Origin of the sequence: Mycobacterium colombiense (assembly GCF_001665835.1) — a bacterium.
Lineage (GTDB): Bacteria > Actinomycetota > Actinomycetes > Mycobacteriales > Mycobacteriaceae > Mycobacterium > Mycobacterium colombiense_A.
The window spans coordinates 119649-142370 of sequence record NZ_LZSX01000088.1; the positions used below are offsets into that span (position 1 = coordinate 119649).

Sequence of the window (22722 nt, forward strand, 5' to 3'; positions counted from 1 at the left end):
GGCGCGCAATTAAGGCATTAGAGGAGTTACCCCATGAGTAACGCAAATGCTGACATTTCCGCGGCGGCTGGTTCCGTTCTTACGTACTCACGATCCTATGTGCAGGAGCCGCTCAGGTTAATTCTGGGCCAGTTTCAGAGCGTCGTCTACGGAAACTACCGCCCAACGAAAACGGCCCCCGTCTAGCGTAGTACGAGGGCCGTTTTTTTACCAACCAGGAATTGTGTATGTCTAACTCTATCAGAAATAAATTGCTTGCGCACGAGGTCGACTTATTGGCCGAGGCCGTCGAGCTGGCCGAGCACGGCTGGCAGATATTCCCCCTCAGCGGCAAAGTACCGGCAATTCCGGGTGCGCATTTCCGTTTCATTAGCATCCAGTTTGGGCCGTGCATCGAGGGCATTGAATATCACCCCAATCCCCGCTGGGGCTGCAAAGGGGAATGTGGGCGGCTAGGACATGGCCTCTATGACGCCACCGACGATGTGCACACCGTGACCGAATGGTGGTCGGGCGCATACCGTGGGTGCAATATCGGGGCCCGGGTTCCCGAGGCAATGCTGGTGATTGACATCGATCCGCGTCACGGTGGCGACCAGTCTTGGGCGGACCTGGAAGAGCGGTACGGGTCATTTCCTGACTCCATGATGGTGCTGTCCGGCCGGGGTGATGGTGGTCATCACCGCTTTGTCCGGCGGCCCCTCGGGCGGCTCACCAGTGCCCGGCTGGGACCCGGTATCGACCTGAAGACATCCACTGGCTATACCGTCATGCCTCCATCTATCCACCCCGATACTGGCGACCGTTATGTGCTCGTTGATGGAGAGATCCCGGCGCCGGCGGGCTGGTTCATACCCCTGGTCACTGCACCCCCGGCTTTGCGCAGTCATGAATACCGGTCCGGCGGAGGACCTGCCGATGCCTTCGAGAGCAGCAAGACCTGGGAGGACGTGCTGGCGCCGCACGGCTGGAATTGTCTAGACCCGGATCCTGACGCCGATGGGGCCCGCTGGCTTCATCCCGACGCGACCAGCTCCTGTTCGGCGACGATCCGGCATGGATGCCTGTTCGTGTACTCCACCAATACCCCCTTTGAGGTGACCGAATCCGGGCGCCCAAACGGCTACACGAAGTTTCGGGCCCATGCGGTGCTCAATCATGGTGGGGATCTGTCCGCCGCTGCCCGGGCTCTCCGGGGGGGCTGTGATGCTGACCGACGTAAATAAGGTGGTTCCGGTCACCGTCACCGGGGAAGTCGCTGGCACGCCTGATCAGGATGAGCGTGAACGGGCCGTCATTGCCGAGCTGGACAGGCTGCGGGTGCGGGAGGAGGCCCGCAAGCGGCTGGCCGCCGAGAAGGCCGGTCCGGCACTACCCTTCGAGTGGGGCCTCCTAGATGACTTCAAAGATTGCGCGGAGCCCCCGTACCGCATCGAGGGTCTGTTGCCCGCCGGTGGTGGCATGGTGGTCGTGGCCCAGCGCAAGACGGGTAAGACGACGTTGGTACTCAACCTGGCTCACAGCCTGATCACCGGCGATCCATTTCTGGGCATGTTCACCACCAAGTTCGCAGCCGGACGGGTGGCCATCGTCAACTACGAGGTCTCGGGCCCCCAGGTGGCCAGATGGGCGAAGCAGATGGACATCCCCGGTGACCGGCTATTGCTGGTGAATCTGCGGGGAAGGCGAAATCCGTTGCTGCACAAGGAGGATCGCGACCAGCTGGCCGAGAAGTTGCGGGAGCACAACGTGGAGACGCTCATCGTGGATCCCTTCGGCAGGGCCTACACCGGCACCAGTCAGAACGACTCCGCTGAGGTGGGGGCGTGGCTAACCGACCTCGATGTCTTCGCACGTTCCGAGGTGGGGGCCAACGAGGTGATCCTTACCGTGCATGCCGGGTGGAACGGGGAGCGCGCCCGAGGCAGCTCAGCCATCGAGGACTGGGCCGACTCCATTGTGACTATGACCTTCGGCGACGACCAGAAGTCCCGGTATCTGCGGGCGATGGGCAGGGATGTGTCGGTGGACGAGGACCTACTGCACTATGACCCGACCACCCGGCTGCTGGGCATGACCGGGAGCGGCGGCCGGGCCGAGGCCAAGCGCGATGCCAAGGCTGCGGCGTTGCTGAACCCGGTGTGCCAGCACCTCGGGAAGGAGCCGGGGGCGTCCGGGTCCGCCATCGGCAAGGCAATGCGAGCCCTGCGCAATAACGGCGGGCTCGAAGTCGCTTTCCAGGATGCCGATGTCCGCGCTGCTATTGAACTGGGGGTGAAGAAGGGCAAGATCCGTCTGGATCGATTGGGCCCGGGAAGGCCGACACGTCATTACCTGACAGCCGAGGAGACCTTGTCCAACCCGACTTTGTCTGGACAAGGTCAGCCATGAGCAAACTACCAGGTCGGTACCTTGTCCAACCTTGTCCAAACCGCGTCCAAGAAGACTCCCTACAACCCCGTCCAACCCTATATAGGGGTTGGAGGGGGTAGACAAGGTTTTACCTACCTTCCCCTGGACTACCCCCTCATCAAACCTCTGCAAATACGACGGGGCCCGCCACGGGCCGGTGCCATGACGGGCCCGCAGCTACCCGGCCGCCTGGTCGCCGGGCGCGGTGGTGATCCTGTCTCACACAAGCTGATAGCGCGTCGCCGTCTTCGCCCGGGGGTTCGTGGGAACCGATGGCGAACTGCTTGCGTCCACCGCTGTATGGGTGACATCGAACGCGCAGCGATCCGCGCCGAGGGCTATGTCCCTGACGATCCAGCCGTGGTGACTGGATGGTCCGGTCAGAGCTATCGATGATCGGACGCTGGCTGGCCACCTGAGTTGCTGATTTCTTGTATCTACTACTCCGTGGCTGTGACTGAGCCGCTCATTGGACGTGCTTGGCCCACTGTGCCAGTTCGAGTCCGATTCAAAGGCAACGGAACTACCCCAAAACGGGTAGTGAACCGCTTGGCACTGGCTCGTCTTGCCCGGATGGGCGGGGCCGTACTTCATTAACTCAGCGATTGCTGCAGGAGTTCGTGGGGAAGACATCACGGTCGCCGGGCGCCGTGCCAGCGAGCCCGCCGCCATGGCTGCCCATCTCCCGGAGGAACTGCAGTCGTTCGACCGGCTGGCACTACCCGAACGGTCTGAGCGACTACCTGGCCGCTCTGAGCACGTTTTTGGTTGACGCACAACGGCTTACGCCTGTGATGAACGCAGCGGGTCCATCCGCTGCAGATTGGTTTCGGCGGATGCTGGCAACCGCTGAACATGAACAGAGCATCACCGTTAGATAGCTCACTTATTCGATACAGAAGTTGTCCAGGCCACATTGAGCAGCGTTTCCGCAGGTAGTCTAGGTGTTCTCACGACAATTGGTTGGGTCAGATGGCGGACTTCCGAGACGGAGGTGTGGCAACGAGGATCGCGCGCTCCTCGAATGCCGTACCCGCGATGAAGGGCTTCGCGCCCTAGCGCGGCTGAAGCTTGCGAGCTGCAGCCAATTCCACCAGTCGGCTTCTGCCGGCGCTTCGCCCGAAGCTGCGGCCACTTGCAGCGCGGCTTCTTTGACACAGTTCGGGACCACCGGCGGTCCCCGACTTGCCATCGTATGGCCAATGGCATGGCCATAGAACCCGAGCGGAGTAAGACATGAGCAAGCGGGAAAGGTGGGCAGCAGCAGCGTTGGGAAGCGGTTTAACGCTTGCGGTTTCCTTCACCTTGATCCTCAACTCTTCGATCAGCGTGAACATCAACAGCGGTAATACCAGCAACAGCGGTAATACGAACTACGGCGGTACTACCGACAATGGCGGTCGTGATGTGCCCGTCAGGAGTTACACGATCGTGTCGCCGGTCGTCGTGACTCCTTTGCCACCGCCACCGCCGTCGCGACCTCAGCCTCGGTGTACTTGCCGCCCGGCTCATTGAGGGAACGCCCCCAAGTCGATCTCGGCCTGGGGGCGTTCTACTGTTCGGACACCCCGCTTAGCCTGCTCGGCGTGTCGCCTATTAAGCGCAGATGGCGCTGGCAGACACGGCGTTGTAAAACTCGACAATCGAGTACGCCATGGACACAAAACCGAGGGCCGATCTTGGTCAGTGGTTGCGCAGTCATTCCCCTGAAGCCCTCTGTACTACGTGACCCTCGGTCTCCCAGCTGAATACCGGGCGCGGACTCGTAAGCAGTGAATATGGCTGACGTCGAGCCTGTGCAGCTCGGCGTTCTCGGCCTCTTGCTCGGCCTCAATCTTGGCGATGTGCGCCTGTAGTTCAGATCGCTGGACTTTGGGCGCCAGGGCGGGCCGCTTGCTGAGGTGCGCAAACTTCTGCCTGATCTGATCGGGCGTCAAGATGCGCCAGACGGCAGTCCAGACTGCATCTGGGTCACACTCGCACTCCCACCGCTCCGGGTTCTCCTGGGTGGGGGCCGCGTAGGGTTCATGACCCTGTCCCCGGTGGCTGACGATCCACCGCTCGCGCATCTGCTCCATCGTGGACGACGGCTTGCTGATCCAGTCGCTCTCAGCACTCATTAAGACCTCCAAAAATCTTGTGGCCTAGGCCAATCCAAGTTCATCAGCGACTTCGCCCCTTCAGCCATGATTACGCCCTAACCGGTACCGCTTGGCGATCCCCAGGGCCCGTTGTGACCGTGGTCGATTTCGGATTCGGCGCTCTTGGCCCCTTGCTCCTCGGTCAGGTTCAGGGTGGAGATGCCGGAGTGGAAGTGGCTATGGCCGGTACCCTTTTCGCTCAGCCAACCTGGTGTGTGCCACTCCTTGGTTGGCTGCGGTTCACCGATCCAGCCGCGCTCAGCACTCATAGGTGCCTCCTTTTGACGGTCGAGACCACATCGAGCCTCCGTGTTTTCCGGGCCTCCGCAGAGAGGCGCTGTTGCCGACCCGCTTGGCTCGACCGCTTCATCACTCGGACCACCCATGAGCGTGGGGTTGGTGTGTGCCGAGCCGGGGGCTTGATGGCGCATCCGTAGCAAACCAACTATTAGGGCTGCGAAACCCAGTTCACGTCCCAGCCAGTACCACAAGTTCACACCACTATTTGCATTACGGTGGCACAACGATCTGTCAACCGACATCGTTCCCGCAGCCGGACGCCATGGCAGCATTGTGGCCGAGCCACCGCAATGAGTAACACGCCACGTCAGAGCGGCGCGTTGCTCGGCGATGTCGGCGGCCGGTCGTACAGTGCAGCCATGTGTGATGACGTCGCCGTGAGAGCGGTGCCGCACAGTGAGGCAGAGGTTGAAGCGTGGACCGCAGTCGAGTCAAGGAGCTGCACTACATCACCCCGATCGCCAACTTGGCGTCGATCGGCACCCATGGCATTCTCAGCCATAATTCTGCCGAGCGGCTCCAACATGTCTCGATTGCTCTGCAATCGGCGCAAGACATACGTGCCGGTCTGACGGTGCCCAACGGTTTGGCCCTTCATGATTACGTCAATCTCTACTTTGATGCGCGCAACGCGATGATGTACAAGCGGCTCGACCAAAAGACGTCGATTGCAGTCCTCCGGGTCCACCCTGCGGTGTTGGACATTCCGGGGACGGTCATCACCGATGGCAACGCCGCGTCACCGTCGACCAAGTGCGGACCGTCGCCGGGCGGCATAGCGGGGCTGGAAGAAGCTCGCGTCTACGCGCACTCGTGGACACATTCTGACCCGTGGACATATAGAGAGTGGAAGAGGAAACGATGCGCCGAAGTTCTCGTACCTAACGGCGTAGCAGTCGTGCACCTCATAGGCTGCTACGTCTACTCCGACGCGGTGATTGCCCAATGCCAGCAACTCTGTCCCGAGATTGAAGGAAAGGTGTATCGGCATGTCTTCTTCGAATGAAGGACGCAACGTGACACTGACTTCGGGCAATGTACTCGAATCGCGAGCTCAGACACTGGTCAACACCGTCAACTGCGTCGGAGTTATGGGTAAAGGAATTGCGCTGGCGTTCAAGCGTCGCTACCCCGAGATGTTCAGGGACTACGTCGCGCGCTGTGATCGAAACGAGGTTCGGTTGGGCCAACCGTATGTCTTCCAAGCAGAGGATCACTTGATCGTCAACTTCCCAACCAAGCAGCACTGGCGAGCCGTCAGCCGCCTGCAGGACATCGTCGACGGGCTGAACTATCTCGAAAAGCACTATAAAGAATGGGGCATTACATCGATAGCTGTCCCACCATTGGGGTGTGGAAACGGCCAACTCGAATGGAAGGTGGTGGGACCCACTCTCGCAAGGCATCTCGCTCGGTTTGACATTCCCGTTCAGTTATATGCACCGCAGGGTGAAGCAATCCCCTTCGAGCAGATGGAACTCATCCCGTCTCCCGGCGGGGATGCACCGCCGGATCAATTCGTAGCGCCAGAGTGGGTCGCGGTTATCGCCATCCTCGACCGGATAGAACGGCAGCAGTATCACTGGCCGGTCGGTCGAGTCATGTTCCAGAAGCTGGTTTACTTCGCCACCCAGGCTGGCATACCGACTGGACTGCGTTTTGAGGCCAACAGCTACGGCCCGTTCGCCCATGCACTGAAGCAGCACACTGCGCGGCTCCAGAACAACGGTCTCGCTGTGGAATGTCAACGGGGCAAAATGTTTGAAGTGAAGGTCGGGTCAACATATGGCGACGCTGTGGACAGCTACCGCGAGAAGATGGAGCAATGGCGCCCTGCGGTCGAGCGGACAGCCGACCTCATGTCGCGTATGAATACTTCGACAGCCGAGGTCGCCGCAACCGTCCACTACGCAGCATTGCGACTTGCGCAGGAGCGTGAGGCTCGTCCGACCGCGAGTGAAGTGATTGCTGCTGTCGAAGAGTGGAAGATTCGCCGGAAGCCACCTGTGAAGCGTGCTGCCATCGTTGATGCATTGGCGGTCCTAGGGCTGCAGGGCTGGCTGAACGTCGAACTCGACGAAGCTGCTGAACAGCTCATCGATGAGCTGATCGACGCATAAATCGATGAGCACCCCGGCTCAGCGGCGCGGGGTGAGGCATTCGAAAGGAAAGTCCTCATGGTGACTAGTGGCGACTTCGAGGACGATGACCATCGTGAGTTCTTCCGCGTAGAGCAGGGCTCGGGCGGCGGCAATGTAACGCTGTCCCGCGCTGCATTTGAATTGAGTGCGTTTGCGATTGGGGCGAGCGTTCGGCATGACACTCCCGGGTTTATTTCCGATAGCTATCTCGGTGCTGAGACGTCGTTGACTGCGATGGAGCTCGTGGTAGCGGGGCGGTGGATCCGGGTGGAGGACGGCTACGAAATCGCTGATCCCGAGGAAAAGGCTCTGGCTGAACGACTTCACCGCCAGCAGCTGGAATTTGACGACTGGCCAAAGAAGCCTGATGAGTGCCCCGAACATATGGAGGGGCCAAACTCACGCGGACGATGCTGCCGGTGTGGGACACCTCTGGCCCCCGGAGACCGCATCTTTTAGCGGTTCTCTCGCCGGGCAGTTCGGTGAGAGAAATACGGGGCCAAGAATTGGGGTGATAGCAGCCGCTCGGCCAGCTGGTCGCCGCTCTCGGGCAAGGCCAGGAGTCGTGCGCTGAAGCTCATTCGATGCACCGCGTCCTCGATCGCCTGGCGACTTGGGTGGAACATGTCGATCGATTCGACAGAAAGAAGCTCCTGTTGGAGCTGGCCATCAAATTTGCCCTGCTCATATCCGAAGTCGTCCAGGCGATGAAGACTCTCGGTCCAGGGCCACACTCCCCATTCCGCCATGCCGACCGTGAGGACTGATCTGATCTCTTCGGGTAGGAATCTACTGCGGTCAGACAATAGCCACGCGATGTATTCGGGCTCGGCGTAGTAGGTGGCCGATGGACCACTTATTACGCCGTATCCCTGAACAAAATCGCACGCGATTCCGCTCGCATCGTAAGTGGCCAGATTTGGATCCCGCAGCACGTACTGCTCATCGCAGCGACCTTTAGGATTCCGGCTGCACGATAGGTCGTACAGCGCCTCAAACTCGCCTTCGAACTGGCCGCCGAAGCCACGGATAGTAAGTTGTGGCGCGTACACGCCAAGGTAGTGCGGATATTCATGACATACGTCGGCCAGGCCGGGTGTGTAGTCAATGAACTCGTGAACTTGATCAGGGTGCGTCACTTGGGTAATCGGGATATCGTCGGCGGCGTTCTGCCACTGCATCTGCATCGCAGCCCGGGCTAGTCGACGTCCACGCTCCGTGGGTTCTCGCGAGGGCGCGGGTAGCGGGAATCCCCATCTACCCCAGCCCATTGCGGATTGCCAGCCGCCCTCCATGTCGTTCGATTCCGATGCCGCCGCGACATCAAGCCACCAGTCGTCGGTTACAACCGGTGGCTCGTACCCCAGATCGATAAGGTGATCGCGCGCGACTACCAGCGTCGAGCCCTGAGGGCGCATGACGTCACAGAGTCGGCGTACCACCTCTTCAATCCCGACCGCGCTCGGCACCGCCAGCTTGTCCGCGAGGGGTGGTGAATATTTCAAGACGTCATCGCGTGTCACCCCATGCCAGACCGGCAGAAGTATCCCGCGCTCTGCGATCTCTCGCGCGATCAAGCCGTCGAGCTCCCATTCGGGCCAGTCCTTGGCGAAGAATCTGGGGCTGAGGACAACGATGGCGAACCGGGATTGCCTCAGGCCCTTGTCGATCGACCGTCGGAGCGAATCGCCGACACGGAGGCTGAATTCGTCGAACCAGACCTTGATGTGCTGGTCTCGCATCCTCTCGGCGAGCGGGCGAACGAAGTCGTCCTTGTCCTCACTTGCATGGGAGATGAACGCGTCGTAGAGCACTGGGTCAAAGCCAGTCATTGGAATGGGTCATGCTGCAGATTATGTCCATCCGCCGCGTATCGGACCACCAATTACGGCGATCAGAGCGACGTGCTATCCGTCCAAGCCCCCGAAATCTTGTGATGTCAGAATCCCCCAGCCATGACGTAAACCGTGTTCACCAGTCGTTAAGCTCGCTCAGGAAATTCTGGGCAGCAACTTTAAACTCATCGCCATCAGCCGCACGGCTGGCGTCACGGATCCCGCCCCCGACAGGGCTAATGTGTTGCTCCTCGGTGCGCTCGCGCTCATCCGTTGGGTGATGGGCCCATGCAGGAGGGATCAAATCCCACTTTGGTACAGCGGGCTCACCGAGACGCCGCCGAATCTCTGGGGGAATTGAATCTGGTCTCGTATCGACCTGCGGTAAACCGATGGTCAGGTCATAACTTGCGGTGCGCGACGCGAGGGTGCGACCCAAACAGCCGACAAAATCGTCACCCTCGTAATTTCCCCTGCGAGTGGTTAGCCGACCCCGGAAGCATCGGCCGGATATGTAGATGCAGTTGTCCGAGAAACGCCGAGGAACCGAGCGAGATCTCTACTTGTATCCCCGTCTTTCGCATGCGCCTTGGGGTGGTCAACACGTTGTCGTCAGTCCTGCGAGGTCGCCCGACTTGGTGCCATTGGCGCGGACTTTACTCGCAGTTCATCACGTCGCGGTCGCAGCTTGGGTGAGCCAGCTTCCGACTTTCTCCGCGAGCCTCATGGCCGCTTGCTCCGGTGTCACCTTGTCGGAATTCCAGTTGAACCCGTTCACTTGGACGGATCCGACGAACACTTCCTCGCCTATCTCGCACGGCCCGAACCCGATGACCGTCGCCTTCTTCGCGTGGTATCCGGTGGCGAAGGTTGTGACCTGGTTCAGCTCTCCCCGTTTGATTTCTCCGCCGTCAGTGAGACGGTACTTCACGTCACCGACGGCGTGGTTGTGGCCGAAGACAAGGTCAGGATTGAGACTTCTATTGCGGTCGCCGAGCAGGATTTTGGCGGTTTTCTGGATTTTCCAGTCTGGCTCAAGATGTGAACGCAGCGAATTCCGCAAGCCTTCTTCGACGGCCTCCGGTGTCCGGAACAGGAAAGTCCAGGTTGACTTTTCACCCTCTTTCATGCTGAGGCCCGTGCTCGCAAGTATGGCCAGCGCCAGTGGATGGGCATCGCGGTAGCGTCGGCTCAGGGCATCTGGTCTGGCGCCGACATCGGCCCGCCGGAGTTCTCCAATGTTGCTTAGCCGGTGATGAATTCGTCGGCAGCGCTGCCGTAGGCCTAACGGCAAGCCAGGCAACCCGAGCAGCCTTACAATCGCTGCTTTCAGAACCCGGTTCAAACTGGTGTCTTCGCCGAATCGATCAAATTCACAGCGGATTACGGGACGACCCGCCAGGACTGACTGCGCGGTCTTCACTGTGTGGATGCGTCCCCGCGCACACGGCAAGTCGCCGGTGACCCTCCCATAGTCACTGGCCAGTCCGTGCCTCAGGAGCACCTCAAAGGTATGAACGAACCATCGTGCGATGACACTAAAGAAATTATCGTCGACCCCGAGGCTCGACCGCTCATACAGCGACCGTGGGACCTGGTTCGACTCGACCAACAGATATAGCAGGTGCGGCAGCGGGATCTTCGGTTCGATGATCAGTTGCAGATCTCCCAGCCCGATGGCTCCGATCGCGTCGGACACCCTGACGGTGTGCCGGGCATCTGCGAGGCGTTCGCATCGCACAACGCTGCGGTCCCGGGCATCGGCGTGGTCGCTGGCTCCCCACCATTGTTTCCGGGATGCCAGGGCACGGCCGATCCGGCGCAGTTCATAGGCTTGGCTGTCGGTGAGCGTCACCGTCGTGGTTTTCGACTCGATGAGCCGCTCAGTCTTCATGGGCGGGGTGGCTCGGCCAGAACATCGCGAGGTCGAACTGCTGGACAAGATCAGGCTGGTCAAAGAAATACTCATCGATCAGTGGCCGGATCTGCCGACGCCATGTGCGGTGAATGTCTTTGTGGCTGAGGCGTTTTGCCATGAAAAAGGTGTGGCCGATTGTGTGGTGATGGTCGAGATGTTGGGTCAACATATCGTTCAGTTTCCGTAGGCCCTCGACCAGTCCGGAGACCTCGGAGTTGTTTCCCCCGCTGCGGTAGTAGGCATCGAGGATGTCGGGCCGAGGTGGGCAGTCGAAGATGTCGAATCGCCTTCTGAGGGCGGTGTCGACGCTGCGGATGCTTCGATCCGCCGTGTTCATAGTGCCGATTACGTACAGATTCGGCGGCAGTGAGAAACGATCACGGTGAAGCAGTCGTATTTCCTTGTCGCGATATTCGAGCAGGTATAACAGCTCACCAAAGACGCTGGGAAGGTTCGCCCGGTTCATCTCGTCGATCACGAGGACAACAGGATGAGCGACCCGGCGGGCATGATCCGCGATTTTGACCAGTGCTCCGGAGACCACCTCGAACGCCACTTGTCCGTTGCGTGCGACAGGCCGCAACCCCTCCACAAAATCTTCGTAGGCGTAGCTCGGGTGGAACTGCACGACATGGACAGCATCCGGTTGGCCACCGGTGAGAAATCGCCCGATCCGCTCCGCGACCCAGGTCTTGCCGGTGCCCGGGGGGCCCGCCAGGATGATCTGGGGCCGACGTGTGCGGATCGTGTCGATGACATCCTCGACCTCGGTTCTGCTCCATAAGGTTTCGCGGATTAGCCATTCTAAATCGTCCGATGCATCAAATCGCTGCGGAGGCGGCAGCGGTGTCGCCTGGGTGCGGCTCGGTAATTCGATCAACGGGCGCAATGCTTCCCACTGTTGTTCGCTGACAGGGAAGTTCGTGCCGTTGGGTTGGCGGATGATCAACAGATCCCTCAAGACCGGGTGCTCCATAAGGTCTCGACGCAGTACCGGTTTTTCCAGGAGGATGCGTTCCAGGCGGTAGCGGATGGCGCGGCTCTCCGGCGGTGCGTCGGTGGGTTCCCACTCCTCGCGGTCCCTCGTGAAGCTCTCGCCGATTATCGTGCCGGTCGCGTAGATGCCTGCGTTTTCCCCTGCCGTCCACAGCAGGACGGTGTCGCCGTCAGAGACATCGTTTGCGTGCTGGCGTAGGAGCCAGCTGTCGACGTCGCCGATCTGAGTTGACGGCTGGGTGAGAAAGTCCCTCAGATCGAACATGTGTGGGTTGGCCTGGAAGATCCAAATCTTTTGCCTAGGCCTTGGGTGGCCTTCGCCCAGCCTGATTAATTTGTCGAAATCTTCTTTGGTGATCGGCAGGATTGATGTCTGATGGTTGACAACGGGCCCGTCCGCCGACGGCACCGGCCGTTCAAAGCGCACATAGTCTTCGATGGTCGCCACGAAGTCACCAGGCGCTTGCTCTGAAACCTGGCCGATCACCCCCATTCCGAAGTAGCTTTGCGTTGTTCCGTCCGACGCCGTTCTGGGGCGGTAGTAGATAAAGCGGGCGCCCGACGAGGTCGACAGCTGCTTCCATGCTCCGGACGACTGGGAAGTCCAGTGGTAGCTTCGTCCTTCCACATCGTTGTAGCCATCGTCATCGGCACGTACCTCGCGCTGATTGAGGATAAAGTATGCGGCGCCAGCCGTCTGTTTGTTCAGTGCGTCAACTTGCCCTTCCCCGCGTTCCGCATAGCGTTCCGGACTGCTTTGCCAACTCCGGTGATGGTTCCAGAGGGCCTGAATTTGCGACGCATCTACGGGGACCCCCTTGTTGGTGGTGAGGAAGTTTGCACAGTCGATCGCCACCGGTGATGGATCGTTAATGGGGCGCGTGTTGTTCCTGAACCTCCTACCAGCCTGGCGCTGCTGGGTCTCGAACTCCTCGCGATAGTCAAAGTAGGCCTGTACCTGCCGGGCGCTGATCTCAACGCCGAACATTTTCGGGAACCATCGTTCAATTGAGCGGGCCGCCTCGCCGGGATTATCTATGTTGTAGGTGCGCGCCACTTCGGCTCCCCCCGATCGCTCGATCACCGCCCGTTCCCAGCAGGCATAAAGTCTGCAACTTCCCACTGACGCTGGGCAGCGTTCAGGTTGTTCCCAGCACTGTCATGATGCAGGCGAGTTCGCCGAACAGGTGTCGTTTCTGAAGATTTGGGATCCGGGCCCACCAGACCGCAGGCACCAGAATCTACGAGGCCGAGCAGTCTGGTTTCCTGGTGTCACGGGAGAGTCCGAGTTTTCCCGGGATCTGACACCGGATGAATCGTCGGACAACAGCTGTTCTTTGTAGACATGAGCATTGTCGACCAGCAGCACGAAGCCGTCGGCGCCGCAGGCATCGCGCCCAACCGGGTTTTCACGGACACCGCTTCAGGCCACACTGAGACTCAAGACTGACCTGCCAGGTTTCACTCAGTCCATTAACCACGGCGATGTCAGAGCGCGTCTTTATGCTGTCGTCCATGTCACGGCGCCAAGGTGAAAACTGCTCTAATGACCGGGGAGTCGCGTCCAACCTTGCGGCCCAAGTTCTGGTCCCAGCTCAAGAGACGGCCGTGGCGCCGATGCGGTGGTACTCCCGCCCCGAAGGTCACAAACAGCAACTGAGAGTCACGCCTCGGCTGGCATCCTGGAATAAGGCCGACGATCCAGATCAAGTCCGGCTGCATGCGTTTCTCGACGACACCGAAGAACTGCTCGCAGCCTCGCGGGTCGAAGGCCCGTGGGCACTCCGGCTAGATGTCGGGCTCCCAACTGGACGGGACCTGCTCAACATGGCGGACCTCGATAACTACGCGCTCCCGTTGGCTTCTCGCCTCAAGGATCGCGATCTGGTCTCGGTATGGTGCACGAAGCGCCATAGCGAGCATTCGTTCGTGCGCATCGAAGCTGCTTGCCAGATCCCCGCGCCGTCGACGGACGTACTGCGGGTAACAACGACAGCGTCGTGGGAGGCTCAGGCCGCCCAAGCTCAGATCCATGCCGCTGTCGCTGGCGCAGAAGAACTTCCACCCGGACCTGTCAAGCTCGAACTCGCCTTCCTCGTCGGATCCGGGAGAAACTGGCTGAACCTGTGGAAGCCAACGATTGACTCCCTCGATCCAATCTTGGGGCGTACTCGCCCGGACCGCGCATGGCATCCGCTCGACGGCAGGATCACCACCCTAGGCATGCACCTGGCCGTCGATCCCGCTCTCCGCCACGACGTCATGATCGGCATATCAGCCGTGAGGGCGTGACGAGCGCAAGCCCAAACCTTCTGGAACAGACATGCCGACCAATGATTAGAGGAGAACGCATGAATCCAGGTCTCGATGAGGTTTTCCCGCCCCCGCCGGGAGTGTGGGCTGAGTTAGCCCAGCACGAGATGGCAGGTAATCACCAGTTCGGTAAAGCCATCCGGTTTTTAGAAGAGGGTGGCACTGACCGGGATCTCCTCGCGGAGCGATTGGGTATCAAAATCGACTACGCCGACTGGCTGCTCAATCACGCCCGAAAAATGAAGCAGGGGATTATCCGCGTCGTGGTTAACGAGAAGAACGACGGTCGGGAGACGGCAAACAACCAGGCCCATCACTACCGCTACGTGCTCGACGACAACCTCACGCCTGAAACCCGGCACTACGTGGAAACGGTGATAGCCAAGTTCCGAACCGTCAACCCTGACATCCCCGTGACGGCCGCGAAAGCACAAGGTGCTCAGGCTTCCTACGAGCGAGAAATCAGGTCCGAACCGGCCCTATGCACCAATACCGACTGTGAATGGGCCTGGACGCGCCATGGTGGTGAGTGCTCATAAAGTGACGCCGGGACTGCCGTGCGACGGGTATGGCGAACTTACCGACTGGACCACCACTCAGTCGGAACTCCGCAGAGCGGAGCCTTGCGGGTGCAAGGATCTGATCGTGCCGAAGCCAAAGACCGCGCTGTCGAACCGCATAGTCAATCTCGCAACTGACATGTTCGCTCGCGATACCGGGTTCAGCGGCCCGGAGATTCATCGATTGCTCGCCGACTACACCGATGTGCTGGGTTCTTACACCATGAGCGGGGGCGGTCCCTCGCGCTGGGAGCTATTTCAAACGGGGCTCAACGCCCTTTCGCTCGAAGACCAACGGCGCTTCCTGCTCGACCTGTGCACTTTCGACGGCCGGAGCAAGTATCCGATGCCGTCAGACGAGAACATCGCAAAGTTGCGTGGCCTGTTGCTCGACGACGGCGCCCCAGGAGCGATGGCCGCCTCGGACCGACTCGACCAGCTTGAGGACTGGGAAGCGGTCCGGCGAACATGGGACGCCGCCCTCGCCAAAGTTGTCAGCGACCCCGAGGGAGCGATCACCGCAACCAGGACCACGCTAGAAAGCGTCTGCAAGCACATCTGCGACGAACGTGGCGCGGAGTACGAAGAAACTGGTGATCTTGCGAAGTTGTACAAGGCGGCTGCGGCGTCCATGGACATCGCGCCGGACCAACACTCCGAGCAGATCATCAAGCAGATTCTGAGTGGGGTAGTCACCGTGGTGAATGGTTTGGCCGCGATGCGCAATAGCCTCAGCGACTCGCACGGGCGCGGAAAGGCTTCAGTTCGGCCAGCTCCGCGTCACGCGAAGCTGGCTGTCAATGCCGGGTTCGCCGTGGCGGGATTCCTTATCGACACTCATGTCGAAAAACCGATGCGGTCACCGACGTGACGAAGCGCCTGAGCACCCCAAATGGTGTGTTCATATAGGTGGGTCAAATGATCGCCGAAGCATCGGCTAGGTACCTGTAGACGGTGGCACGACTGACGCCCAGGTACTTCGCGATCGCCTTCCCGGTGTGGCCGTCGAGCTTCATGCGCTTGGCCGTAGCGAGGTCCTGGATTTCCCGAATCTTGCGGGGCCTACCAAACTTGGTGCCGTTCGCCCGCGAAGTCGCCCGCTTGAGGGCGGTGCGTTCTTTCATCAACTCCCGCTCGTACTCAGCTAGGGACCCGAGTACCCCGATCATCATCCGGCCCACCGCAGTCGATGAATCGATACCGTCGGTTACCGATATCAGGGTGACACCACGATCCGTCAGGGCCTTGACGGTCTCCAAAATGTGCAATGTATTCCTGCCGAGTCGGTCCAACTTCCACACCACCACGGTGTCGCCTTCGCGGACGTACTCCATCAGCGCGGCCAGACCGGGGCGATCATCACGGGCGCCGGACATGATGTCCGAGAAGGTCTTCGCCACACCCGCCGCTTCGAGCGCGGCGTTCTGTTGATCGAGAGTCTGGGCGACGGTGCTCACCCGGGTGTAGCCGACCAGCTGCCCGACTGGGGTTCGGCCGCTGCTGTTCTCATGACTCATAAGTATGGAAATCGCAGATTTGCGAAAGTTATTTCCAAGACAAAGTTTTGAGACAACCCGACGTCGGCGAACGCGACTGAGTCGGACCTGCCGCTCGGTGTCTTGTATGTGGTCTCATTTGAGATTCGCCTGATACGGGATCAGTCCATCGACACCCGCACAAGGATGGAGAAGTACATCACGTTGGCTAGACCGCCACGGACGTTGCCGTCACGCCGAGGCTGACCGACGAGTTGTCCCGGTTCGCCAAGAAAATCGGTGCCGAGAACGCGATCACCGTCGCCGTGCAACGTGAAGTTGCCTTCCAACTTCGCACTATCGACGACATAACTCACTCGAAATGGGCTGTCGGCTGTCAAGTTCACGCCACCCCAGATCTGAATCGGAAACGCGTCGGGCGAGTAAATAAAGCCGTTGACGGCGATTTTCCTGCCCTTGCAGGATGGCAACGGAATGCGTACGCGGGTGCCCCTCGCGACAGTCTGAGAGGTGTCCGCGGCGCTGTTGTGTATGTAAATCCGCAGGACGTACGTCTTGTTTGCCTCGACGCGAAGGTTGTTGCTCCAGAGCTGGCTACTGTTGACTTCCCGGCCTCCGAACATATTTCGCTCGTCGCCGTCCAGCTCTGCGCTGAAGCGATTGGAGTTGAACCCGGCCCACGGCAGAAATGTTTCGCCGCCGACCATGGGCCTATCGGGTCCCCACCCAGCGATATTGCTGGGAGACTCCGAGCACGGGTCGGCTATATCAGCAATGGGCTGACCTGGTGACCCATTTACGGAAGGAAGCTTGGTGGCTGCTAGGGCACGTTCGCTGTCACTGTGATTGATGAGTAGGGCCGTGACAGCGACAACAACGCTGATGATGGTAACCATTGGGCCGAGGACGACACTTAGCCACCAGTGCCATTGCCGCGGTTCGAACTTGTCACGCTTCCCGCGCCCCCCTTCTGATGGTGAAGTTTTGGATTCCTCAGGTGGCACGGAACTCAAGGGGAACATCACCGGCAGATGCCCGGAGGCAGACGCCTGTGGCATTTCATCTGGCGGATGCTCGCGCGCGTTCGACGGCGGTTCGCCGGTGACTAGCGGGACTGTGTCCGGTCGGTCAACGTCGCGTTGGTCGAGTATCCTCGGCTCGTTTTGGTCGGATCTGCCCGGCTCTGGCTGCGCGTCGTTCCCGTACTCCCCGTGGGTTTCTGATGGCTCGCTAACCGGCGGTTGGTCGGGACACTCGCCTTGCTTTTCATCACTGGGAGGCGGCTCGGTCATAGCAGAAACGTAACTCAACACAGCGCTTTTACTGCGCGACGAATCGCAACGGCTACATCGAGTCGTTCAACTCGCACTCGCGCCCGACCGGCGCGAATCGACCGTTCGATGCGGCGGGTGTTCTCGTGGGGAAGTACACAGCCGATCACCGGCAGCACCAGATGCCCCTCTTCCGCGAATAATGCAGCGCTCCAGGCTATGTCACTGAGAATCGGAGAGACCTTCGCCGGGTTTACGATCTTGCGCCTGCTCGGGTCCGGGGGATGGGCGAGGTCTACCTGGCCGAGTACCCTCGCCTGCCGAAACGAGACGCCCTGAAGGTGCTCCCGGCGGACGTATCAGCAGACCCCGACTACCGCGCTCGGTTTAAACCGCGAAACTGATCTCGCCTCAAAGCTGTGGCACCTGGCGCGTGCTCTCAGAGGTTCAAGGGCTATGGGTTCCTATGTCTGGTACTCGATCTCAGGTCGAACCATCGACTCGCGGTTGGCGTCGGTAGGCTCGGACGTCTTGTCAAGGAACGAAGTCGTTGCACAAGGGATGCGGGCCGTCGGCGTTGCCCCCGGTGTTGATGTAGCCGCCGCTATTAATGCTGTACATGGCCTCCTTGCCGAGGAAGAAGGCGCTCTCGTCACTCAGGCCGTAGCGATTCATCAGCATGCGCTTGAGGTCTGTGGTGTAGTCGGCTCCCCCCAAGACTGCCCTGCAGGCGAATGCGGCCTCCTCCGGCGTCCACTGACCACACTTGTCCCGTCGCTGCGGTGAACATCCGGGTCCGTTGGGGTTGGACGCAGGGGCTGGCACCGTCGCCGACGGTGTCGCCACCGTACTCGTAGGAAGCGGCGGCTCCGGCGCAGCACGAGTCGGGACAGGGGCAGGTCCGGCTGCCGTCGCGGTCGTTGTGGGTGTGGTCGGTGCAGTGCTCGATGAGATGACAGCGTTACTCGATGGCGAGTGCTGCCATGGCCGCCATCGGACGACCCCGATGACGCCGATCAGCAGAACGGTCGCGGCGAATCCGCCCAGAACTACCCTGACAAGCCGAGATCGAGCGGCGGGTCGTTTGGGCTGCCTGGCAGCCAGTTTGGAGGTCTTGCTGCGTGATTGCCCTACCGCCTGAGTCGTCGCGTTCGCAGACGCAGCTCCGTCTTCAGAGGACTCATCGGACAAAGCACGTGCAAAATCAGAGCAACGCTGAAATCGGTCGTTAGGGTCCTTGGCAAGGCCGATGGCGAGGACGGGATCGAGTTTCGCAAGTTCCGGTCGGCGGTCCGCTAGTGCCGGCGGTGGCGAGGTGAGGTGTCGGCTGATCATCACTGCGGGGTTAGAGTTCGGGAATAATTGTGAACCGGTCAATAGATGAAATGCGGTTGCCGCCAACGAATACTGGTCAGCGCGTCCATCGAGATCTTCGCCTAGCAGTTGTTCCGGCGCCGAGTAGGCGACGGTGCCCACAGTCATGTTCGTCTTAGTTAGTCCGCTGATGTCGTTGACGTTGCGGGCTATTCCGAAGTCGGTCAGGAGAATTCGCTGTTCACCGTCGTCGTCCAGATGGGTCAGCATGATGTTGGCGGGCTTAACGTCTCGATGAAGAAGTTTTTGCTTGTGGGCATAGTCCAGCGCGCTGGCGACCGCCGTCACAATGCGTGTGACTTCCTCCACCGGCATTCCGGCCGGATACCGATCCGCCAGAAGCTGGGCTGCGTCTAGCCCATCGACGAAATCCATAGCGAGCCACAGCTGCCCGTCTTCTTCACCTCGATCGTGCACACCCACGATGTGGGGATGCCAAAGCGTCGAAGCGAGATCGGCTTCCCGATTGAACCGAGCCCGGAACTCCTCGTCGGCCGACCACTCGCGAGGTAGCAATTTCAGGGCATCTCGGCGCGGTAGCCGTGGGTGCTGGGCTAGATAAACCTCGCCCATTCCGCCAGCCCCCAGCTTGCGAACAATGGTGTACCCGGCGAAGGGCTGACCGGTTGTTAAAGGCATGGACACACCCTCGGAATCACCTTGCCGCGTACTCGACCATTGGTTCGGAGTCCACATGGCCGCTCGGAGACGTTATCGAGATGCCCGTAGGTCGCACCTGATAGCGAGTTCCATCGGCGGGATTGGTGACGTCGAATCCACCCGAAGATCGCACCGCGTTGGCCAGTTCGATGCTGGCGCCGTCGCTGAGACGAACGCCGCGATAGTAATAATTCGCTGGCCCTGCCTCACAAACCACGATCAAAGACTGAGTGGTACGTGCCATTAGCGCTGGCGTACTGCCTGCATCGCAACGACCGGCGGGATAACCCACAAACCCCTGGGCATCGGTGTCTGGCAAGGCGATTTGAGGCTTCGGCGTCGTCGTAAATGATGGTTGGACGGTCGAAGACTCCGTTGTTTCGCTAGTACTCGGTGCCCTCGACGACGTTGAGTCGGCAGCGCTCGGGGGCGACTCGTGGTTGTCTCGCAAGATCAGTAGTGCCGCTATCAGTGCGGCAGCCACGAACGCAGCCACGGCTCCGGCAACCAATACCAGTCGCCCATGCCCAGACTTGCGCTCCGGTGGCGGAGGGGCGTGAAGGTGTTCGGCATACGGGGTGTATCCGCTGCCGTCTGGATTGGGCCATCGGGCCGAGAACTCACGGGTGCCCACCGGCCTTCGAGGGACGGAAGCGAAAGCGGTTGGTGCTTGGGAGAACGCCTCCGCATCGGCTGCTGCCCTAGCGAGTTCGCCTGCTGAAGCGAAACGGTCCGCTGGCTGTTTTGCCATACCGCGAGCAATGACGTCGTCGAAGGCGGCCGGGACACCCGGGTTGAGGATCGAGGGCTTTGGCGGGTTGAGGGTGAGATGAGCGGTGATCTGCTGTTCGGCGCTATCTCCGGGATAGGGCTGGGCGCCGGTGAGGCATTCGTGCAGCAGGCAAGCCAAGGAGTAGACGTCGGCTCGCGCATCAGCGGTGCCATCGGTGAAACGCTCGGGGGCCATGTACGCCAAAGTGCCAATGATGGCACCGGTTTTGGTCACTCGTGTCGCTGCGACGTTGTTAGCAATGCCAAAATCGATCAAGTAGGTGAATTCCCTATTGGTCATTAATGCGTTGGAAGGCTTGATATCTCGGTGAACAAGTCCAGCGGCGTGGGCGGCGTCTAGTGCGGCTGCCAGTTGCTCAATCACGACTACAGCTCGCTGTGGGCTCATCGGGCCATCACGTTTGAGCAAGGTGCCCACATCGATGCCGTTGATGATCGGCATGACCAGATACAACCGGCCGTCGACTTCACCGGTGTCGTGGATGGGAATGATGTGCGGTTCGGTAAGCCGAGCGGCCGTGTGGGCTTCGCGGCGAAAGCGCTCTCGAAACCCGGGTTCAGCCGCTAGCTCGGGGGACAACACCTTCACGGCGACATGGCGGTCAATGACGGTGTCGTGGGCTCGATACACCTTGCCCATGCCGCCCTGACCGATCACTTCCATCAGTCGGTAGCGCCCGAACGCCACCTCATCCATCGCTAAGTGTCCCCATCAAACCCCCAGCCCCGTACCGTGCCAAACCGCAACTCCGAGCGCGGCCGTGGGCGTGACCGTTTCGTTCAGTTGGATTCGGTGTGCTGGCATTGTCTTTGGATGCATCCGGCGACGAAGTCGCAAGCAGCGCAGGCGTTCAGAACGAGGAGACGTTGTCGACGCTGACAAACATGCCGTGCCCGGTGGCGTCGTTGGTGAAGCGGGTGCCATCGCTGTTCGGCAGGATCGTCCAGTTTTGGAGGTGATACGTCTGGCCATAGTCCAGCACCAAGTCGTTTTGCGGCGCGCCTCCTCCGCCGATATTTCCGTCATCCCAATTGAAGGCACCTGAAGCATGGATGACCGCGAGGTCGAGGTGATTGCCGTATTGACCCATAGGAGCTTGCGGGAAGCCGGGTCCGTGTTCGCAAGCCACCGCCGGGCCCCCTCCGTGCCCTTGATCGTTCACCATCACCAAGCAGCGCACCTGCCCTGACTGGGTTCGGACGTATTGTCCGGGGTCGACAAGAGCCGAAGGGACCAGCCCACAGACCAACGCAAAGCAGGCCGCCGAGACCGACAGCATCCCTGCAGCGGCTGCAAGTACGATCGCCCTCACGACTCAGAGGCTAGCCAACCACTGCATAGTCCCGCAGCGGATTTCAACAGATCGGTTCGTGTTTATGCGACGAATGCGGCTACGGCAATGCCGAAGTGTGGGCTGGGCTCGCGGCACCCGCTTCGCGGGGGAGATTACCCACGACCGGGACCACCTTGCTGGGTCGTTGCCGCGTGGCGCGGAGCGTTCGGTAATCAAGGGATTTGGTGGTCGTCCTTGCGGACTCGTGGCAATCAACGTTCGAGCATCGCTCTGCCACACCTTCGGCGTTAGGGACCGCCCGGCCGGTCCCGATGAATCGGTTCTCTGTTTCGGTGATCACGAGACTTCGGGAATTTTGGAGGTGCTCACGGACCCAACCATTGTTCGTTTTCGCGATTCCCCACGCCGCCGCGAGCAATCGGGGTCAATCTTTTGGACTTGGCGGTCGTCGAAGAGTCAGGCCAGATGCGCGATTACGACGTCCAGGGAGGTTCCGATCGCCTCGGCAACATGGCGGAGTTCAATCACATCCAGTCGACGTTCGCCCGATTCGTACTTGCTGACGAACGATTGAGGAACGTCTAGCCGCTTAGCCACGTCCACCTGGGTGAGTCCAGCTTCTCGGCGCAGCTGCCGCAGCAACGTACACAGCTGCTGGTACTGCTCCGAGTAAATGGATTTCTCCACCCGGAAAGCGCACCTTGCGAGCAGATTTATCCCAATTTAGGATATTCGAGCTGCTCGTCGATGGCAGGAGGCCGAATCCGATGACTCAAAAACGAGCCTCAATCGGTATCCGGAACGCCATGAGAACCATCGCTATGACAGCCGCCGTCTTGGCCGCATTGATTTTGGCGCCCGTAGCCCGAGCCGATCAGAATGACGTTGCGTATCTACAGGAGCTGAACGCGCTCGGGCTGACTCCCGCGACTCTAAATCTGACGAGCCCCGCAGCGGAGATCGGATTGGCTCAGCGCATTTGCCTCGACCTGGGTCCTGCGGGCGGTGGGGCTAGCCCCAATGAACTGGTTACCAACATGAACCGGTCGTTTCCAAACCTGGACCGAAACCACCTTCAATTACTCGTCTCAGAGGCGGTTGATCATTACTGCCCGAATGTTCTCCCGCGACCGCTGCCGTGGGCCGACCCTTGTTACGGGGGCCCAGCTTCGGTTGATCAACAGGGTGAGTACCAATGTCGGTCTAGCCAGTAACGAT

The 22722-nt window shown here is 60.2% G+C and carries 20 protein-coding genes, 2 pseudogenes and 1 riboswitch; of the genes and pseudogenes, 10 read left to right on the plus strand and 12 right to left on the minus strand.

Going from position 1 to position 22722, the window contains the following annotated elements; translation table 11 throughout:
• Positions 1 to 227: 227 nt before the first annotated feature.
• The gene (locus A5760_RS26320) at positions 228 to 1226 is read left to right on the plus strand and encodes a bifunctional DNA primase/polymerase (RefSeq protein WP_082279554.1); all 999 of its coding nucleotides are present in this window, start codon (positions 228 to 230) and stop codon (positions 1224 to 1226) included.
• A complete protein-coding gene (locus tag A5760_RS21465) occupies positions 1207 to 2391 on the plus strand; it encodes an AAA family ATPase (RefSeq protein ID WP_196772158.1) in 1185 nt (394 codons plus the stop codon). Before A5760_RS26320 ends, A5760_RS21465 begins: the two co-directional genes overlap by 20 nt.
• 1742 nt (positions 2392 to 4133) lie before the next feature.
• Here the strand turns inward: A5760_RS21465 and A5760_RS21470 are convergent.
• Both A5760_RS21470 and A5760_RS21475 read right to left on the minus strand, forming a co-directional pair.
• Entirely contained in the window at positions 4134 to 4532 is a 399-nt protein-coding gene (locus tag A5760_RS21470; protein WP_064884502.1) for a hypothetical protein, read from the minus strand.
• Between the two features lie 77 nt (positions 4533 to 4609).
• Positions 4610 to 4822: a hypothetical protein gene (locus A5760_RS21475; RefSeq protein ID WP_064884504.1), complete on the minus strand. Its 213-nt coding sequence runs from the start codon at positions 4820 to 4822 to the stop codon at positions 4610 to 4612.
• A gap of 62 nt (positions 4823 to 4884) precedes the next feature.
• Positions 4885 to 4993, minus strand: a riboswitch (SAM riboswitch).
• A 275-nt stretch (positions 4994 to 5268) separates the two neighbouring features.
• Between A5760_RS21475 and A5760_RS21480 the strand changes: the two genes are divergently transcribed.
• Genes A5760_RS21480 through A5760_RS26775 form a run of 3 tightly spaced genes read left to right on the plus strand, consistent with a single transcriptional unit; the run spans position 5269 to position 7453 of the window.
• Positions 5269 to 5859: a DUF4433 domain-containing protein gene (locus tag A5760_RS21480; protein WP_064884506.1), complete on the plus strand. Its 591-nt coding sequence runs from the start codon at positions 5269 to 5271 to the stop codon at positions 5857 to 5859.
• Positions 5843 to 6973 (plus strand): macro domain-containing protein, encoded by a 1131-nt coding sequence (locus A5760_RS21485; protein ID WP_064884507.1) that lies wholly within the window; start codon positions 5843 to 5845, stop codon positions 6971 to 6973. The genes A5760_RS21480 and A5760_RS21485 overlap by 17 nt, the downstream gene beginning before the upstream one ends.
• A gap of 57 nt (positions 6974 to 7030) precedes the next feature.
• Positions 7031 to 7453, plus strand: coding sequence for a hypothetical protein (locus A5760_RS26775; protein WP_155764408.1), 423 nt, complete (start codon positions 7031 to 7033; stop codon positions 7451 to 7453).
• On the opposite strand, the gene A5760_RS21495 is transcribed toward A5760_RS26775, so the two are convergent.
• The 3 genes from A5760_RS21495 to A5760_RS21505 form a co-directional block, all read right to left on the minus strand.
• On the minus strand, positions 7450 to 8808 hold the full coding sequence (locus A5760_RS21495) for a toll/interleukin-1 receptor domain-containing protein (RefSeq protein WP_064884511.1): 1359 nt from the start codon (positions 8806 to 8808) through the stop codon (positions 7450 to 7452). The genes A5760_RS26775 and A5760_RS21495 overlap by 4 nt on opposite strands.
• Positions 8809 to 9499: 691 nt before the next feature.
• Positions 9500 to 10723, minus strand: coding sequence for an McrC family protein (locus A5760_RS21500; protein WP_064884513.1), 1224 nt, complete (start codon positions 10721 to 10723; stop codon positions 9500 to 9502).
• The gene (locus A5760_RS21505) at positions 10713 to 12800 is read right to left on the minus strand and encodes an McrB family protein (RefSeq protein WP_155764409.1); all 2088 of its coding nucleotides are present in this window, start codon (positions 12798 to 12800) and stop codon (positions 10713 to 10715) included. The genes A5760_RS21500 and A5760_RS21505 overlap by 11 nt, the downstream gene beginning before the upstream one ends.
• Positions 12801 to 13228: 428 nt before the next feature.
• Here A5760_RS21505 and A5760_RS21510 point away from each other — a divergent pair, with 428 nt between their 5' ends.
• From A5760_RS21510 to A5760_RS21520, 3 genes are all read left to right on the plus strand, one after another.
• Positions 13229 to 14035 (plus strand): hypothetical protein, encoded by an 807-nt coding sequence (locus tag A5760_RS21510; protein WP_231122692.1) that lies wholly within the window; start codon positions 13229 to 13231, stop codon positions 14033 to 14035.
• 59 nt (positions 14036 to 14094) lie between these two features.
• Entirely contained in the window at positions 14095 to 14595 is a 501-nt protein-coding gene (locus A5760_RS21515; RefSeq protein WP_155764410.1) for a hypothetical protein, read from the plus strand.
• 106 nt (positions 14596 to 14701) lie between these two features.
• Positions 14702 to 15487 (plus strand): abortive infection family protein, encoded by a 786-nt coding sequence (locus A5760_RS21520; RefSeq protein ID WP_231122693.1) that lies wholly within the window; start codon positions 14702 to 14704, stop codon positions 15485 to 15487.
• Positions 15488 to 15530: 43 nt separating this feature from the next.
• On the opposite strand, the gene A5760_RS21525 is transcribed toward A5760_RS21520, so the two are convergent.
• The 3 genes and pseudogenes from A5760_RS21525 to A5760_RS27440 all read right to left on the minus strand — a co-directional run.
• Complete coding sequence (locus tag A5760_RS21525; RefSeq protein ID WP_064884521.1) at positions 15531 to 16133, minus strand: recombinase family protein; 603 nt, start codon at positions 16131 to 16133, stop codon at positions 15531 to 15533.
• A 140-nt stretch (positions 16134 to 16273) separates the two neighbouring features.
• On the minus strand, positions 16274 to 17404 hold the full coding sequence (locus A5760_RS26780; protein WP_155764411.1) for a hypothetical protein: 1131 nt from the start codon (positions 17402 to 17404) through the stop codon (positions 16274 to 16276).
• Positions 17405 to 17439: 35 nt separating this feature from the next.
• Positions 17440 to 17568, minus strand: a pseudogene (locus tag A5760_RS27440) (hypothetical protein); the annotation flags it as partial.
• A 34-nt stretch (positions 17569 to 17602) separates the two neighbouring features.
• Here A5760_RS27440 and A5760_RS26325 point away from each other — a divergent pair.
• Positions 17603 to 17809: pseudogene (locus tag A5760_RS26325) on the plus strand (serine/threonine protein kinase); the annotation flags it as partial.
• Positions 17810 to 17917: 108 nt separating this feature from the next.
• Here A5760_RS26325 and A5760_RS27605 read toward each other — a convergent pair.
• From A5760_RS27605 to A5760_RS21550, 4 genes are all read right to left on the minus strand, one after another.
• Positions 17918 to 19396: a serine/threonine-protein kinase gene (locus A5760_RS27605; RefSeq protein WP_082279558.1), complete on the minus strand. Its 1479-nt coding sequence runs from the start codon at positions 19394 to 19396 to the stop codon at positions 17918 to 17920.
• Positions 19397 to 19412: 16 nt separating this feature from the next.
• A complete protein-coding gene (locus A5760_RS26335; RefSeq protein ID WP_082279559.1) occupies positions 19413 to 20906 on the minus strand; it encodes a serine/threonine-protein kinase in 1494 nt (497 codons plus the stop codon).
• A gap of 154 nt (positions 20907 to 21060) precedes the next feature.
• Positions 21061 to 21522, minus strand: a complete 462-nt coding sequence (locus A5760_RS26790) for a hypothetical protein (protein ID WP_155764412.1) — start codon at positions 21520 to 21522, stop codon at positions 21061 to 21063.
• A gap of 438 nt (positions 21523 to 21960) precedes the next feature.
• The gene (locus A5760_RS21550; protein ID WP_064884530.1) at positions 21961 to 22191 is read right to left on the minus strand and encodes a helix-turn-helix domain-containing protein; all 231 of its coding nucleotides are present in this window, start codon (positions 22189 to 22191) and stop codon (positions 21961 to 21963) included.
• A 134-nt stretch (positions 22192 to 22325) separates the two neighbouring features.
• Here A5760_RS21550 and A5760_RS27825 point away from each other — a divergent pair, with 134 nt between their 5' ends.
• Entirely contained in the window at positions 22326 to 22718 is a 393-nt protein-coding gene (locus tag A5760_RS27825) for a DUF732 domain-containing protein (RefSeq protein ID WP_419538268.1), read from the plus strand.
• The last annotated feature ends 4 nt before the right edge of the window (positions 22719 to 22722 follow it).

What these genes read in the sequence shown, in the direction of transcription:
- A5760_RS26320 (WP_082279554.1), top strand. Translation starts at nt 228, where the DNA reads ATGTCTAACTCTATCAGAAATAAATTGCTTGCGCACGAGGTCGACTTA.
- A5760_RS21465 (WP_196772158.1), top strand. Translation starts at nt 1,207, where the DNA reads ATGCTGACCGACGTAAATAAGGTGGTTCCGGTCACCGTCACCGGGGAA.
- A5760_RS21470 (WP_064884502.1), bottom strand. Translation starts at nt 4,532, where the DNA reads ATGAGTGCTGAGAGCGACTGGATCAGCAAGCCGTCGTCCACGATGGAG.
- A5760_RS21475 (WP_064884504.1), bottom strand. Translation starts at nt 4,822, where the DNA reads ATGAGTGCTGAGCGCGGCTGGATCGGTGAACCGCAGCCAACCAAGGAG.
- A5760_RS21485 (WP_064884507.1), top strand. Translation starts at nt 5,843, where the DNA reads ATGTCTTCTTCGAATGAAGGACGCAACGTGACACTGACTTCGGGCAAT.
- A5760_RS26775 (WP_155764408.1), top strand. Translation starts at nt 7,031, where the DNA reads ATGGTGACTAGTGGCGACTTCGAGGACGATGACCATCGTGAGTTCTTC.
- A5760_RS21500 (WP_064884513.1), bottom strand. Translation starts at nt 10,723, where the DNA reads ATGAAGACTGAGCGGCTCATCGAGTCGAAAACCACGACGGTGACGCTC.
- A5760_RS21510 (WP_231122692.1), top strand. Translation starts at nt 13,229, where the DNA reads ATGTCAGAGCGCGTCTTTATGCTGTCGTCCATGTCACGGCGCCAAGGT.
- A5760_RS21515 (WP_155764410.1), top strand. Translation starts at nt 14,095, where the DNA reads ATGAATCCAGGTCTCGATGAGGTTTTCCCGCCCCCGCCGGGAGTGTGG.
- A5760_RS21525 (WP_064884521.1), bottom strand. Translation starts at nt 16,133, where the DNA reads ATGAGTCATGAGAACAGCAGCGGCCGAACCCCAGTCGGGCAGCTGGTC.
- A5760_RS26780 (WP_155764411.1), bottom strand. Translation starts at nt 17,404, where the DNA reads ATGACCGAGCCGCCTCCCAGTGATGAAAAGCAAGGCGAGTGTCCCGAC.
- A5760_RS27605 (WP_082279558.1), bottom strand. Translation starts at nt 19,396, where the DNA reads ATGCCTTTAACAACCGGTCAGCCCTTCGCCGGGTACACCATTGTTCGC.
- A5760_RS26335 (WP_082279559.1), bottom strand. Translation starts at nt 20,906, where the DNA reads ATGGATGAGGTGGCGTTCGGGCGCTACCGACTGATGGAAGTGATCGGT.
- A5760_RS27825 (WP_419538268.1), top strand. Translation starts at nt 22,326, where the DNA reads ATGACAGCCGCCGTCTTGGCCGCATTGATTTTGGCGCCCGTAGCCCGA.